This window comes from Nocardioides sp. NPDC054178 (assembly GCF_055585005.1).
Genome location: NZ_JBVJKY010000008.1, coordinates 186557 through 199109, shown reverse-complemented (window position 1 = coordinate 199109; position 12553 = coordinate 186557). Strand labels below are relative to the sequence as shown.

Below are 12553 nucleotides of genomic sequence, written 5' to 3'. Positions count from 1 at the left end.
GTAACACGTGTTCCCGCAGGTCAGACGCACATTCTAAGGATTTGTCGATGAAGTATGTAACGCCCGAAAACGGGGCCCCAGATGGAGGCCCGGAGGACCGCTCGGAAGGTGCCCCGGAGAGTCCCGAAGTCGATCCCGAGTTGGTCGTCGGCCAGCAGGTGAAGGGCGGCGACTACGCCCGTCTGCCGGTGGGCGCCAAGGTCACGTGGACCAGCGAATGGGCCACGACGGTGCACACCAAGACCGGCAGCGACGAGTGGCGGTGCTTTGGCGCGCGGAGAACCCAGGCGGACGCCGACTTGGCCCCGACACGTCGCACCCTCACCCACCTCCCCGCCGCTCCCGAGCCTGCGGATCCCTCCGAGGCCAAGCCCTTGGGATACCTCGACGTCGATGGAGACCTCTGGACCAAGAGAGGCGACGGCCGCTGGAAGTTCAGCGCGGACGTCGAAGACGGCGACCTCCGAGGTTTCGCCCACGAAGGCGAGCTCACCGACCACATCCAAGGCCGGTGGGTGTACGCCGCCTCGGGGCGCGAGCCGGACGTCGATGGGCTCGAGGCCAAGATCGCGCGCGTCGAGGCGCTTCGCGACGCCGCGATCGCCGAGACGATCGAGGCCCGGGTGCGCGCCGCCCGAGGTGACGTCCGATGCCTGGACTGCAACCTGCGGTACGACGAGCGCCAGGAGTACGGCTGCCACGAGTCCGGCCGGGGCCACAGCTACAGCGACGGCGACCTGGCGGCCGCCGAGGAGATCGAGCGCTCCAACCCGGTCGAGTACGTGACACTGCCGATCGCCGACCTGCGTGCCGCCCTGGAGAACACCGGTGGCTCGGAGACCTCCGATGGCTGACCGGACGTGGAACTGCCTGCTCTGCGGGGCCACCGCGGTGACCAGCGGCGAGGCTCCGGAGGGATGGGTGCAGTGCATCTGCCCGCCGGGCCAGGCGATCTGCGCCAGCTGCTCGACGGCCCTGGAGTCTGCCGTGGAGAAGAAGCGGGAGGACTCCGATGGCTGACCTCGACGAGCCGACCAAGAAGAAGCCGCTCGACAAGCTGGCGGGGATCCCGCTCCCGCAGGACCTGCTCTCGCGCATGTGGATCGAGTGGCAGATCGAGGAGCGGAAGCCCGAGTCGACCATCAAGCGGCGGGCTGCGGTGCTGCGCTCGGTGCGCAACGCCGGCCGGGCCACGCGGGCGGAGATTGAGGAATGGTGGGAGTCGCGCCGCGACCATGCACCGTCCACCCGGAACACCGACCTCGGATGCCTGCGGTCGTTCTACAAGTGGTGCCAGCGCTGGGACCACCGCAAGGACGACCCGTCCATCCGGCTCGACGCCCCGAAGGTCGGCCGCGGCATGCCGCACCCGATCCCCCAGGACCAGCTCGACCGGTACCTCGAAGCGACCAGCGGCGACGGCGCGACCCCACGCGCCGGTCGGCTCTACCGCGCCGGCCTCCTGATGGCCTTCGCGGGTCTCCGGGTCAGCGAGGCCGCGGCCGCCGACTGGGACCACGTCGACGCCACCCCCGGTGACGCCTTCGTCGAGGTCACCGGCAAGGGCGGCAAGACCAGGCGCGTCCCGCTCGAGGACGACGTCCTCGCCGAGCTCGGCGACCCCGTGTCCGGGACGTCGATCGTCACCGGCACCGCCGACTTCATGACCGGCGACGGGCTCGACTCCGCCGTCAACCGTGCCCTCCGAGACCTCGGGTCGAAGGCCACCGCGCACCACCTCCGCCACTACTTCGGCACCCAGTTCTACCGCTCCACCCGTGACCTCGCCGCGACCGCCGCGGTGATGGGCCACGCCAACATCCAGACCACCAGGGGCTACGCCGCCGCGGTCGACGAGGCCGCGCGCAAGGGCGCTGCTGGTGTCGCCGCCGGCTTCAAGCGCCGCACCAACAGGGAGAAGAAGGAATGACCGACCAGACCGTCCTGGCAACGCAGGACTGGCCCGACGTGCCCGCACGCACCGAGCTCGCACTGGAGAAGTTCGATGGCGTGCCGAACGTCGTCGTCCAGCGGTTCGAGAAGTGCGAGGACCACTGCGACGACCACGACAGGGAGGGCGGCTTGTGCTTCGCCCGCGGGTACCACGTGCAGGTGGACCCCGCCGAGCTGGTCCTGCGACTGATGCCCAGCGTCCCGGAGGGGACGCGCATCGACGAGGGGTGGCAGCAGATCCCGGGCCCGGTCGTCGAGCGCGTCCGCGTCAGCGAGGACACCTACCTCCCGGCCGTCAACGTCGTCGCCTGGATGAACGCGGCGGCCGCGGCCGTCGCCAAGGCGAAGGGCGTCAACGCGGTGCACTGGGCCGACCTCGCCGGCGAGATCGAGCTCATGGCCGGCACCGCGGCTCGCGTCAAGGAACTGGAGACCGAGGTCGAGAAGCTGAACCTGGTCGTCTCCACCGCGCAGGGCAACACCGACATGGCGATCGCGGCGATGGGGCGTCTGGAGGACAAGGTCGAGCACTACGAGGCCGCGCTGGATGCCACGTGGGCGTACGCCGGCTCCGCCCTGAGCGAGGCAGCCGCGGTCGCTGAGCACGCATCCCTCAAGGCAGCCACGACCGACGCCGAGCACCTCGTCCGCTCGTCCCGAGAGAACACCCGGGCGAGGTACGCGGCGGCCGACGCCGCCCGCCAGGCGCTTGCTGACGGCACGGGGGCCTGACATGGCGATGACGATGACCGAGGCCGACGCCGTCACCAAACTCATCCACTTCGTGGTGTCCGGCGAGCTCTACACCGGCCAGTCCGAGCCCGCGCGGGCGGCAGCACAGTCGCTGGCCTACCTCGCCGAGCGCGCCGAGAAGGCCCTCGCCATCAAGGCCGCCGGAGACCTCGCGACGTACGCCGAGCGTCTGGCGCTGCTTGCGGCTGCGACCGATGCCGACGAGGAGCCCAAGGTCGACGGCGCCATCGAGGTGACCGTCCGCGACGCCAAGACCGGCGAATCTGAGACCGCGACGATCTTGAACGACTACATCATCGTCACGGCCGGCAGCTGCCACGTTGCGCAGACCCAAGCGCACGCGAACGGCACTCACGTCCTCACCGTCAAGGGGCGTCGATCAGCGTGAGCGTCCTCAACTACACAACCAAGATCGCCGCGACGAAGACCGTCGGCGAGATCCAGGCAATGCTGGCCAAGGCCGGCGCCTCTCGGATCGCGACTGACTACCAGGACGGCGGGCCGTCCGGGCTGACGTTCTCGCTGACCACGCCGCACGGCCCGAAGCTCTTCTCGCTCCCGGTCGACGTACGCGCGATGCACCGACTGCTCTGCTCGGAGCAGGACGCCGGCAAGCTCCGCTCTGGCGGCGTCTCCGTCGCGGTCCTCCGCTCCCGCGAGCACGCCGAGCGCGTCGCCTGGCGGGTCATGAAGGACTGGCTCGAGGCGCAGCTCGCCCTGGTCCAGACCCAGATGGTCGAGATCGACCAGGTGCTCCTGCCCTATCTCCACGTCGACGGCGACACCACGCTGTACACCGCCTACCGCGAGCGTGAGACCGCCCTCGCGATCGAGGGAGGCGCCTCCAATGGCTGAGCGGTCGACCATCAAGCAGATCCGGGAGCGCTGGAAGAAGGCGAGCCCAGGCCCGTGGCACTGGCGGGGGAACGTCGACACCAACCAGATCTGGCTCGGCCGCCGAAGCTCCACGGTTATGGACTTCGTCCGGTGGGGGATGCGGGATGCACAGCCGCGGTTCATCGACAAGGACTGGATGATGAACAAGGCCACCACGATGCCGGTGTTCGAGGTCGCCCCGACTGCGACCGACCGCGCTGACCGTCGGGTCTACCGGGGTGACCTGATCGGTATCCGTCACCCGGACGCCGAGGCGATCGCCGCCGCGCCGGCCGACGTCGCGCAGCTGCTCGACGTCGTCGCTCGGCTCGAGGACCTGGCCGACTGGCACGACACCAAGGCCGACAAGGCGCGGACCTACCGCCCAGAGATCAACGGCGAGAACCGCGTCATGGATAAGGCGGCCGAGGTCCACGAGCAGGCCGCCGCTCGGATCCGGGACGCGCTCAAGGGCGGTGAGTCCGATGGGTAAGCCCAAGGCCGACTTGTTCAACGGTGGCGCGTCGTGACGACCACCAGTTGCATCGACAGCGACCTGGAGCGCAGCGTGGCCGACTTCCTGGCGAAGTACCCCGATGGCATCCCCCTTGAGTGGCGTGGCCGTCAGCGCAAGCGCGACCACCGGGTCGACCCGATCGCCAACATCGCCCACACCCTCGCCAACGCGTCGGTGATCCACGAGCACGCCGGCCGCACTCGCTGGATCTGCAAGGGCTGTGGCGCCGCCTCGCCCCGAGGGATCGGGTACGTCACCTCGGCCATCGGGCCGCTGCCCGGCCCGACCCCCGACTGCCCGAATCAGCACCTTGAGGAGGAGACCAATGGCGACTGAGCTGGAGCGACAGCGCGACTTCGCGCGCGCCGAGTCCGAGCGGACCGACCTGCGGCGCCCCACGACCCACAGCCGCGAGTGCCGCAAGGCCAAGAAGGAGGAGACGTCGCTCGCGCGGCACTGGTGCACGCGTGGGCCCGAGCGGTGCGCCTGCGAGTGTCACGACGAGCACCGCGCTACCCCCCCCTCTGCGGAGGAGCGAGAGATCTGGAAGCAGCTCGCCGACGAGCTCGACCAGTACCTCGCCGGCGACGGCTCGGTGCAGATGGCGCTGCTCGAGGAAGAGGGCGGTGACCTCGTCGTGACCGAGACCGAGAGGCGGCCGACGAGCACCGCCAGCACCGACATTCCGGCCAAGCGCCCAATCTGCCCGATCCGCCGTCTCGACGAGCTCGGCCAGGACGAGAAGGGCGTCTGGACCTACACCGCAGCCTGCAAGGTGCCCAGCTGCGAATTCGAGATGACCTCCGTCGGGCGCGCGGCGCTCGACGAGCAGGTCAAGTACCACCGGCACCAGCACGTCTCCGCCTGGAACAGAGAGCAGCAGTCATGACCACCACCGACACCCGCGACGAGACCGTCGCGATCCTCCGCGCCGTCATCGCGAGCCCTCAGCCGATCCTCGCGCTCCCGAACATCGCACACAAGCACGGCATGGTGATGACCGACCTCGAGCAGCTGCTCAAGCACCACGGCTACCCGGACAAGATCAAGCTGCGCGACGCCGTCATGCGGATCATGTCCGTCGGCTACGTCGAGCACGACCAGGCGCCCGCCGAGCGAGCCGCGCCCACCCAGGAGGCCACACAGGGGCCGTACGTCACTGCGCTCCCGATCGGCGCTCTGTTCGCCGACGGCACCTATCAGCGCGAGCTCGACCCTCACCGCGTCGCGAGGATGGTCCGCGCGTACGACGCGGCCCTGGTCGGCATCATCGAGGTCTCTGCTCGCAGCGACGGGCGCTACGCCATCCTCGACGGCCAGCACCGGTGGGCCATGACCAAGGACGTCATGTTCGAGGCCGAGGCCCCACACATCGCCTGCCGCGTCCACGTCGGCCTCACCGTCGACGAGGAGGCCGCGCTCTACCACCGGCTCAACACCACGCGGAAGCAGCTGACCGGCTGGGACCGCTGGAAGGCCCGCCGCGGCGCCGGTGATGCCGACGTCGCGGCGATCGAGAAGTCCTGCACCGGCGCCGGCTGGACGGTCAGTTACCGCGGCAAACGCGGTCACATCACCTGCACCGCGGCGCTCGAGAAGGTCTACAAGGTCGGCGGGGCCAACCTCCTCACGTACATCCTGAGCATCATCACCTCCGCATGGGGAGACGACCCCGAGGGACCGGGCAGTGGCACCATCCAGGCGCTCGGTCACATCGTCGGCTCCTACGGCGAGGACCTCGACCGCCAGCGTCTCATCGGCTCTCTGGCCGGCATCGTGCCGCGACAGCTCAACGCCCGCGCTGCGGCCGCGCGCGAGGTTCACAAGGGCACCATCGACAAGCTCACCGCCCACGTGATCGTCGAGGAGTACAACGCCGCCGAGCGGGCCGGCCGCCTCCTGCCGTTCCTGCAACTGCAGAAGCCGGGCTCCCCCAACCCTGGCACCGCCCGGGCCGCCGAGGTCGAGCGCGCCAAGGCGATCCGCGAGTGGGCCCTCAAGGTTGGCCTGATCAACTCCGATCGGTCCCACGTCACGAAGGAGATCCGGGCCGCGTACGACGCCGAGCACGGCGGAGGGCAGTCGTGACCCCCGACGACCAGATCCAGGCCGCCAGGCCGACGGCGGCCGCGCTCTCGCGCGCCGTCGATCGCGAGGACAAGAGCCAGGTCGCCCGCCTGCTGCTCCCGCTCGACGTCGAGCAGCTGCGCGCGCTGGCGATCGTCCTGGCCGCGCACTGCGACGTGCCGATCGAGGACGGCAAGCGCCCCAAGGAGGACTACGACGCCGCGGTGGTCGCCCGCATCCTCAACGGCGACATGAGCCTGGCCAAGCACGCCACCGCGGCCGAGCGCGTCCAGGTCATCCAGCTGTGGCCGGCGGTCACCGGGACAACCCTCGGCGATCTCCAGCGCGCCACCCGGTGGTCTCGCGTCTGGGAGACCGCCAAAGAGCACAGCGCCAACCACCCCGACGCACCGGAGGCCGCCGCCTGATGCCCAAGTACGCCATCCGCTATCGCGAGGGCACCGACCTCGCCCGCCGCTTCCCGGAGCCCACCGCGGCGTACGACGACCGCGGCTTCCTCGAGGCGGTCCGGGACGCCTGCCCCAATGCCGAGCACATGGAGATCGTCGAGGTCGACGAGACCTGATGACGCAGCTCGACCCAACAACACCACGACCCCGAAAGGTGGCCTGAGATGGCACGCGACCACGCCCGAGTGAAGACGAGCATCTGGGACGACCCCGACTTCCTCGAGCTGAAGATGGCCGAGCAGCACTGCTATCTCGCGCTGATGTCGAACAAGGGGCTGTCGTACGCCGGCGTCATCGACTACGTCCCAGGCCGGTTCGCCAAGCTGTCGGCCGACATGACGCCGGCGAAGTTCAAGACCGCGGTGGCCGGCCTGATCAAGACCCGGTTCGTCATCGTCGACCAGAACACCCAGGAGCTGCTCCTGCGGACGTACGTACGCCACGACGGCGTGCTCGCCCGCGTCAACATGGGCAAGGCCACCGGAACCGCGTTCGAGGCGGTCGTGTCGGCGCAGCTGCGCGCGGCGATCGGGCGCGAGCTGCGGCAGTACATGAAGGACGAGCCAGGTCTTCCAGGCTGGGCCGGATTGGCCGAGACGTCGCCTGCTGCATACGCGATGGCGTCTCCCAAGGAACGGAGCATGGCATGAGCAATGCAATCGGGGATGCCATGCGCGATGCAATGGCCAACTCCCTTACCCCTTACCCCTTACCCCTGTCGTGCACCTCCATCCATGACCCTCACCTAGTGCGCGCGAGCGGCTCGATGGATGGGCGGCAAGCCGCCGAGGGGTGGTCGAGATGCCAGTGACCGACCAGGAAGCCCGAGCGCTCGCCTACCTCGCCGCCAGGATCCGGCCCTACGGCGCCCGACGCTGGGACGAGCCCGGCATCCTCGCCGCGATCGCCAAGGTCAAGCACCTCAGCCTCGCCGACGTTGCCCTGGCCGTCGTCCACGCCGCCGACGACCGCACGCTCGAGACGCCGGCCCCGATCGCCAATCCCCGCTCGTCGTGCTGGCGGGAGCGCAACACCGACCGGCCCGTCGAGCACAAGCCGTTCGTCCGCGAGCACACCTGCGGCGTCTGCGGCTTCTCCAGGAGCGAGTGCGAGGCGCGATGGGCCGAGGACCACGAGTTCGAGCTGATGGGCTCGATCCCACCGCTCGACAGGGACGAGGCCGTCGAGGTCGTCACCGAGCTGAAGAACCACCTCGAGCCCATGCGCGACCGAGCCGCCGACCAGCACCACCAGACCACGACCACCGAGGAGACCTCGTGATCACCATCGACTGCAACGTCTGCGGCGAGGGCCTGAAGACCAAGGAGGTCGCCAAGGCCGTCGCCTTCAACAACGAGCACGTGAAGACCTGCGGGCCGGTCGACCAGCCGTCCGTCCAGCCTGGCGCCGAGGAGCAGGCATGAGCCAGCAGAGGCCCGACGGCCTGACCGAGGACGAGCGCGACCGGCTCTCAATTCGCCTGCATGACGCGTTCTTCGCTACCGAGGGACACCGAGTCGGCAAGCCTGTCTGGCTGGCGCTCGCTGGCGAAGTGGAGGCCGCTGGCTACCTGAGCCCCGAGCAAGCCAAGGCTCGAGAGGCCGCCGTGCGTCGGGAGGCGCTGCTGGAGGCCGCCGAGTGCCCTTCGGATGAATGGGGCAATACCTGGCAGTCCCGCGCGCGCCGACTCGATGTCGAGATCGCTCGACTCAGGACCAAGGTCACCCGCGTCGAGGCGCTGGCCGAGGAACTGGAGGCTGGCGGCTACTGGCCCCCGTGGCAAGCGCGGGCCGCCGGGTGCATCCGCTCCGCCCTCGCCGAACCCGAGCGCGACGAGGAGGGCGGCCGATGAGCGAGCCGATGGAGTGCGAGGCTGACGGCAACGGCGCGGTCTGCGCGTGCTCGCTGGTCCGGGCAACTGGTGGCGAATGCCCGTTCCTTGGTCCGCTGCCCACCTTTGCCGAGGCGTTCCCATACCTCGTCGAGCGCGACCACGTAGCCGAGGCGGACGCAATCAGGAAGCTGAGGGAGGGATGAGCGACCTGCCATGGCCGGACGTCCAAGAGTGCCGCTGGCCAGCGCGCGGGCTGGTCGAGCAGGGCCACACCTGCGCCCAGTGCAACGGGAGCCACGACCACGAATGGGTCAGTGGCCCCGAGGTCCCGCACGGCGGCATACCTGTCCGCTGTCGGATCTGCGGCGGCCGGAAGTGCGACATGCCCGCCTGCCGCCTGCGCCGCCACCACGCCGAAGACCACGAGGAGTTCTGATGATCTGCCAGCACTGCACCGCCACCACCAGCAACGGCCTCGCGCTGTGCGGCGCCTGCCAGGCCAGCGCCGGCTACAGCCTGGAGTTCATCCCGGTGTACTTCCGCAACCTTGCCCGGTGGATCCGGCCGGCGCGCTCGAACGGCAGCTACGGCGCATCCGGGCAGTGGCTCCTTCAGCGCGGTGAGAGCGACGGCAATCGAGTCACCACCGCGCTCAGTAGCGCGGACAACATGCTCTCCACCTGGGCGCGGGTCCTCGGCGAGCAGCGACCGGTGGGCGTCGTCCCGCCGCTCGACATGTCCGAGGAGGAGGTGGTCGCGTGGCTGTGCAAGGTCTTCGACGCCAACCTGACGACGATCGCCACCACCGAGTGGTGCGGCGAGTTTGTGCGCCAGCTCGCCCAGCACGAGGCGCAGCTGCGGAGGCTGACTCAGTCAGCCGTGCCGGGCTGGTATGCCGGCGAGTGCCGCCAGTGCAAGACGCCCACGTACGTCGTGCCCGGCATGAGCCTGGTCTCCTGCTCCGGCTGTGGCACGTGGACGTACGCCCGCGACCACCTCGAGCTCATCCTCGCCGAGGCGCGCGGCTGGGTGGCCACGCCGGTCCAGATGGCCCAGGCGCTGGTCGCCCTGGTCGATACCGAGATGTCAGTCCTGCGCCTGCGGAAGCGGATCCAGAAGTGGGGCGAGCGCCGCCAGCTCGAGGCGCTCCGCGCCCTCGACGACGATGGCGACCCGGTGGGCCCGAAGCGCTACCGCCTCGGCGAGGTGCTCGACAGGCTGGTGGTCGAGGGCGAGACCAGGCTCGACGACGGGGAGAGCACAACGTCCCAGTCGGGTGTGGCGTGATCTCACTAGTCATGCCCTATGCTTGTCGCCAGAAGGCGTGGCGTCAGCGTCCCCTGATCTGGGTACGTACACCATGACCATGAGCGTGTGCTCTGAGCCCGGGTGTCCCGAGCCTGTGGTCAGGGGCAGATGCGACGCCCACCGCAGTGCACGTGAGCAGCAGCGTGGCAGCAGGCAGGAACGTGGGTACGGGGTGGAGCACGATCACCTACGTGCTCACTACCAGTCCCTGATGGACGCTGGTCATGTCTTCACGTGCTGGCGGTGTGGCAAGGTCGTCTTCCCTCACTCTTGGGACCTTGGTCACTGCGACGACGACCGAAGCGTCTGGCACGGGCCCGAGCATCCGGGCGAGAACCGCGCCACCTCTGGCCGCGTGAGCGCCTGCCCACACCCGAGCCACGGACCCCCGCACCCCCTGGCGGGGGGCCGTCCCGGCGGCTGGTGAGAGGACCGCGGGAGAGGGTTCTCCGGGGTCCGGAGGGTTCAAAGTTTTGCCACCTGGCGCAAGGCCTGGTGGTCATCCGGACGCAGCGCAAGGCTGCTGAGGAGTGATCGACATGGCCTCTGGAGGCGCACGTAACCGCTCCGGCCCAGGAGCGGACCCGCAGTCCCTTCGCTCAGCGGAGCGCGGCATCGTCCTGACCGCATTGCCCAGCGAGGGCTATCGCGGCGAGGTCCCCGAGTTCCCGCTGATGACCTTCACAGTCATGCGCTGGGAGTACGAGGACAAGCGCCGCTTCCAGGTCATCGACAGCGAGGCCACCGCGGCCTTCCGTGAGCGCGAGGTCGACCTGTGGAGGCAGGCTTGGGCCTACCCGCAGGCGTGCGCCTGGGCACTCGAGCCGTGGCGCTGGAACGCCGTGGCGATGTGGGTCCGCACGCAGGTCGTGTGCGAGTCCTCGGAGGCCACCGCGGCCGACAAGGGCGCCATCCACCGCTTCGCAGACCAGATCGGCATGACGCCGGCCGGGCTCAAGGAGAACGGCTGGGCGATCGCCCGCGACGAGGTCGGAGCCAAGCGCGAGGAGAGCGAGGAGGGCTCGCCGGCCGCCGGCGCGCAGCAGCAGTCCTCGGCTCGCGACCGAGTGAAGGTCGTCTCTGGTGGCGGGGGCGCCTGACTGGCCGGACGCCTGGGTCGTCGACTTCCCGGTCCTCTGGGTCGCGATCGACTGGGAGGAACGACACTGCGTCGTCTCCACGCCCGAGGGCGGCGTCCTCCGTGATGACGACGGCAACCCGATCCCGTTCGTCGAGTATCCGCAGCAGCTGTGGTGCTCGATCAACTGGTACCGGATCAAGCCCGAGGCCAAGCGCGGCCAGCTCAACACCGCGTTCCACAACCGCCGGCTGCTCTACGTTGGCCCGCAGAAGTGCGGCAAGGGCCCGTGGATGGCGAAGAAGATCAAGGGCCAGGCCGCCGGTCCGGTCCTCTTCGACGGCTGGGCGGACGGCGGCGAGACGTACGACTGCGCCGACCACGGATGCCCGTGCGGCTGGGTCTACACCTACGGGGCCGGCGAGCCGATGGGCAAGCCGTGGGCGAAGCCGCTCATCCAGCTGACCGCGACCAGCGACGACCAGACCGACAACGTCTACACGCCGCTGAAGGCGATGCTGCAGTACGGCCCCGACGCCGAGCTCTACACCGTGGGCGAGGACTTCACCCGGCTCCCGAACGACGGCAAGATCGAGACGGTCACCTCCTCGGCGCAGTCCCGCCTGGGCAACCCGATCATCTTCGCCGGCCACGACGAGACGGGCACCTGGACCGAGCAGAACAAACTCCGCAAGGTCGCCGGCGCCCAGCGCCGCGGCGCCACCGCCATGGGCGGCCGGGTCATCGAGACCACCAACCCCTGGGACCCGAGCGAGGACTCGGTCGCGCAGCGCACCTGGGAGTCGAAGGCCCCGGACGTCTTCAAGTTCTGGCTCGACCCGACCAAAAACCCGGCCCTGCGCCGCAAGGACGGCAAGTTCTACTCGCTGGCCAACAAGCGCGAGCGCCGGAAGATCCTCGAGTACGTCTACCAGGGCATCGCGCACGTCGACCTGGACGGCGTCGAGGCCGAGATCGTCGAGGGCATCGAGAAGGACCGCGCCGAGATGGAGCGGTTCTACGGCAACATGGTCTCCGCCGGAACGGGCTACTACATGGCCTCCGAGCCCTGGGAAGCCCGCAAGCGGCTGATCGTCGTCAAGGCCCGTACGCAGGTCACGGGCGGATTCGACGGTTCCGACGTCGACGACTGGACCGGGTTCCGGCTCCAGACGCGCGACGGCCACCAGTTCACCCCGGTCGCACCGGACGGCGAGCCGATGATCTGGAACCCGGCGGAGTTTGGCGGCCAGGTCCCGCGCCTCGACGTCCACCGAGCCATGGCGCACATCAACTCTGAGTACGAGCTGGTCCGGATGTACGCCGACCCGCCCTACTGGGAGACAGACATCGACACCTGGGCGGAGAAGTACGGCGAGAAGGTCGTCATGCGCTGGTACACCAAGCGGCTCGTCCCCATGCACGCCGCGGCCGAGCGCCTCCTGACCGACGTCATCAAGAAGGACTCGCAGTTCACCCAGGACGGCTGCGAGATCACGCTCGGGCACATCACCTCCGCGGTGAAGTCGTCTCGGCCGCAGGAGCGCTACCTCCTGGCCAAGCCAGGCGACGGCCGCAAGATCGACATGGCGATCCCCTCCATCCTCGCCAACGAGGCCTGGGGCGACGTCACCGCATCCAAGGACGGCTGGCCCACAGCAGTCGAGAATCTCGTCTTCATCGCCTGAGAGGAGGCC

Annotated in this window: 21 protein-coding genes; all 21 read left to right on the top strand. The window is 69.4% G+C overall.

Annotated elements, in window-relative coordinates:
• The first annotated feature begins 140 nt into the window (after window positions 1-140).
• On the top strand, window positions 141-854 hold the full coding sequence (locus tag ACZ6WN_RS25010; RefSeq protein ID WP_465868570.1) for a hypothetical protein: 714 nt from the start codon (window positions 141-143) through the stop codon (window positions 852-854).
• Entirely contained in the window at window positions 847-1020 is a 174-nt protein-coding gene (locus tag ACZ6WN_RS25005) for a hypothetical protein (protein WP_465868569.1), read from the top strand. Before ACZ6WN_RS25010 ends, ACZ6WN_RS25005 begins: the two co-directional genes overlap by 8 nt.
• The gene (locus tag ACZ6WN_RS25000; RefSeq protein WP_465868568.1) at window positions 1013-1930 is read left to right on the top strand and encodes a tyrosine-type recombinase/integrase; all 918 of its coding nucleotides are present in this window, start codon (window positions 1013-1015) and stop codon (window positions 1928-1930) included. The genes ACZ6WN_RS25005 and ACZ6WN_RS25000 overlap by 8 nt, the downstream gene beginning before the upstream one ends.
• Window positions 1927-2685, top strand: coding sequence for a hypothetical protein (locus ACZ6WN_RS24995; protein WP_465868567.1), 759 nt, complete (start codon window positions 1927-1929; stop codon window positions 2683-2685). The genes ACZ6WN_RS25000 and ACZ6WN_RS24995 overlap by 4 nt, the downstream gene beginning before the upstream one ends.
• A 1-nt stretch (window position 2686) precedes the next feature.
• Window positions 2687-3094 (top strand): hypothetical protein, encoded by a 408-nt coding sequence (locus ACZ6WN_RS24990; protein WP_465868566.1) that lies wholly within the window; start codon window positions 2687-2689, stop codon window positions 3092-3094.
• Window positions 3091-3561 carry a hypothetical protein gene (locus ACZ6WN_RS24985; RefSeq protein ID WP_465868565.1) on the top strand — a complete coding sequence of 157 codons (471 nt, stop codon included), beginning with the start codon at window positions 3091-3093 and terminating at the stop codon, window positions 3559-3561. The genes ACZ6WN_RS24990 and ACZ6WN_RS24985 overlap by 4 nt, the downstream gene beginning before the upstream one ends.
• Window positions 3554-4075 carry a hypothetical protein gene (locus ACZ6WN_RS24980; RefSeq protein ID WP_465868564.1) on the top strand — a complete coding sequence of 174 codons (522 nt, stop codon included), beginning with the start codon at window positions 3554-3556 and terminating at the stop codon, window positions 4073-4075. The genes ACZ6WN_RS24985 and ACZ6WN_RS24980 overlap by 8 nt, the downstream gene beginning before the upstream one ends.
• Window positions 4076-4108: 33 nt before the next feature.
• A complete protein-coding gene (locus ACZ6WN_RS24975; RefSeq protein WP_465868563.1) occupies window positions 4109-4435 on the top strand; it encodes a hypothetical protein in 327 nt (108 codons plus the stop codon).
• Window positions 4425-4988, top strand: coding sequence for a hypothetical protein (locus tag ACZ6WN_RS24970; protein ID WP_465868561.1), 564 nt, complete (start codon window positions 4425-4427; stop codon window positions 4986-4988). Before ACZ6WN_RS24975 ends, ACZ6WN_RS24970 begins: the two co-directional genes overlap by 11 nt.
• On the top strand, window positions 4985-6187 hold the full coding sequence (locus ACZ6WN_RS24965; RefSeq protein ID WP_465868560.1) for a DUF6551 family protein: 1203 nt from the start codon (window positions 4985-4987) through the stop codon (window positions 6185-6187). Before ACZ6WN_RS24970 ends, ACZ6WN_RS24965 begins: the two co-directional genes overlap by 4 nt.
• Window positions 6184-6594 (top strand): hypothetical protein, encoded by a 411-nt coding sequence (locus tag ACZ6WN_RS24960; protein ID WP_465868558.1) that lies wholly within the window; start codon window positions 6184-6186, stop codon window positions 6592-6594. Before ACZ6WN_RS24965 ends, ACZ6WN_RS24960 begins: the two co-directional genes overlap by 4 nt.
• Window positions 6594-6752, top strand: a complete 159-nt coding sequence (locus tag ACZ6WN_RS24955; RefSeq protein WP_465868556.1) for a hypothetical protein — start codon at window positions 6594-6596, stop codon at window positions 6750-6752. The genes ACZ6WN_RS24960 and ACZ6WN_RS24955 overlap by 1 nt, the downstream gene beginning before the upstream one ends.
• 48 nt (window positions 6753-6800) lie before the next feature.
• Complete coding sequence (locus tag ACZ6WN_RS24950) at window positions 6801-7286, top strand: hypothetical protein (protein ID WP_465868555.1); 486 nt, start codon at window positions 6801-6803, stop codon at window positions 7284-7286.
• Between the two features lie 151 nt (window positions 7287-7437).
• A complete protein-coding gene (locus ACZ6WN_RS24945) occupies window positions 7438-7917 on the top strand; it encodes a hypothetical protein (protein WP_465868553.1) in 480 nt (159 codons plus the stop codon).
• On the top strand, window positions 7914-8060 hold the full coding sequence (locus ACZ6WN_RS24940) for a hypothetical protein (RefSeq protein ID WP_465868552.1): 147 nt from the start codon (window positions 7914-7916) through the stop codon (window positions 8058-8060). The genes ACZ6WN_RS24945 and ACZ6WN_RS24940 overlap by 4 nt, the downstream gene beginning before the upstream one ends.
• Entirely contained in the window at window positions 8057-8488 is a 432-nt protein-coding gene (locus ACZ6WN_RS24935; protein WP_465868550.1) for a hypothetical protein, read from the top strand. Before ACZ6WN_RS24940 ends, ACZ6WN_RS24935 begins: the two co-directional genes overlap by 4 nt.
• A complete protein-coding gene (locus ACZ6WN_RS24930; protein WP_465868548.1) occupies window positions 8485-8673 on the top strand; it encodes a hypothetical protein in 189 nt (62 codons plus the stop codon). The genes ACZ6WN_RS24935 and ACZ6WN_RS24930 overlap by 4 nt, the downstream gene beginning before the upstream one ends.
• Entirely contained in the window at window positions 8670-8906 is a 237-nt protein-coding gene (locus ACZ6WN_RS24925) for a hypothetical protein (RefSeq protein ID WP_465868546.1), read from the top strand. The genes ACZ6WN_RS24930 and ACZ6WN_RS24925 overlap by 4 nt, the downstream gene beginning before the upstream one ends.
• On the top strand, window positions 8906-9757 hold the full coding sequence (locus ACZ6WN_RS24920) for a hypothetical protein (RefSeq protein WP_465868544.1): 852 nt from the start codon (window positions 8906-8908) through the stop codon (window positions 9755-9757). The genes ACZ6WN_RS24925 and ACZ6WN_RS24920 overlap by 1 nt, the downstream gene beginning before the upstream one ends.
• A gap of 560 nt (window positions 9758-10317) precedes the next feature.
• Window positions 10318-10878: a hypothetical protein gene (locus tag ACZ6WN_RS24915; RefSeq protein ID WP_465868542.1), complete on the top strand. Its 561-nt coding sequence runs from the start codon at window positions 10318-10320 to the stop codon at window positions 10876-10878.
• Window positions 10862-12544: a hypothetical protein gene (locus ACZ6WN_RS24910; protein WP_465868541.1), complete on the top strand. Its 1683-nt coding sequence runs from the start codon at window positions 10862-10864 to the stop codon at window positions 12542-12544. Before ACZ6WN_RS24915 ends, ACZ6WN_RS24910 begins: the two co-directional genes overlap by 17 nt.
• Window positions 12545-12553: the final 9 nt, after the last annotated feature.

Bases quoted from the DNA above. Each gene is read 5' to 3' on its own strand.
- ACZ6WN_RS25005 (WP_465868569.1), top strand. From the start codon at position 847: ATGGCTGACCGGACGTGGAACTGCCTGCTCTGCGGGGCCACCGCGGTG.
- ACZ6WN_RS25000 (WP_465868568.1), top strand. From the start codon at position 1,013: ATGGCTGACCTCGACGAGCCGACCAAGAAGAAGCCGCTCGACAAGCTG.
- ACZ6WN_RS24995 (WP_465868567.1), top strand. From the start codon at position 1,927: ATGACCGACCAGACCGTCCTGGCAACGCAGGACTGGCCCGACGTGCCC.
- ACZ6WN_RS24990 (WP_465868566.1), top strand. From the start codon at position 2,687: ATGGCGATGACGATGACCGAGGCCGACGCCGTCACCAAACTCATCCAC.
- ACZ6WN_RS24980 (WP_465868564.1), top strand. From the start codon at position 3,554: ATGGCTGAGCGGTCGACCATCAAGCAGATCCGGGAGCGCTGGAAGAAG.
- ACZ6WN_RS24970 (WP_465868561.1), top strand. From the start codon at position 4,425: ATGGCGACTGAGCTGGAGCGACAGCGCGACTTCGCGCGCGCCGAGTCC.
- ACZ6WN_RS24965 (WP_465868560.1), top strand. From the start codon at position 4,985: ATGACCACCACCGACACCCGCGACGAGACCGTCGCGATCCTCCGCGCC.
- ACZ6WN_RS24955 (WP_465868556.1), top strand. From the start codon at position 6,594: ATGCCCAAGTACGCCATCCGCTATCGCGAGGGCACCGACCTCGCCCGC.
- ACZ6WN_RS24950 (WP_465868555.1), top strand. From the start codon at position 6,801: ATGGCACGCGACCACGCCCGAGTGAAGACGAGCATCTGGGACGACCCC.
- ACZ6WN_RS24945 (WP_465868553.1), top strand. From the start codon at position 7,438: ATGCCAGTGACCGACCAGGAAGCCCGAGCGCTCGCCTACCTCGCCGCC.
- ACZ6WN_RS24935 (WP_465868550.1), top strand. From the start codon at position 8,057: ATGAGCCAGCAGAGGCCCGACGGCCTGACCGAGGACGAGCGCGACCGG.
- ACZ6WN_RS24930 (WP_465868548.1), top strand. From the start codon at position 8,485: ATGAGCGAGCCGATGGAGTGCGAGGCTGACGGCAACGGCGCGGTCTGC.
- ACZ6WN_RS24925 (WP_465868546.1), top strand. From the start codon at position 8,670: ATGAGCGACCTGCCATGGCCGGACGTCCAAGAGTGCCGCTGGCCAGCG.
- ACZ6WN_RS24920 (WP_465868544.1), top strand. From the start codon at position 8,906: ATGATCTGCCAGCACTGCACCGCCACCACCAGCAACGGCCTCGCGCTG.
- ACZ6WN_RS24915 (WP_465868542.1), top strand. From the start codon at position 10,318: ATGGCCTCTGGAGGCGCACGTAACCGCTCCGGCCCAGGAGCGGACCCG.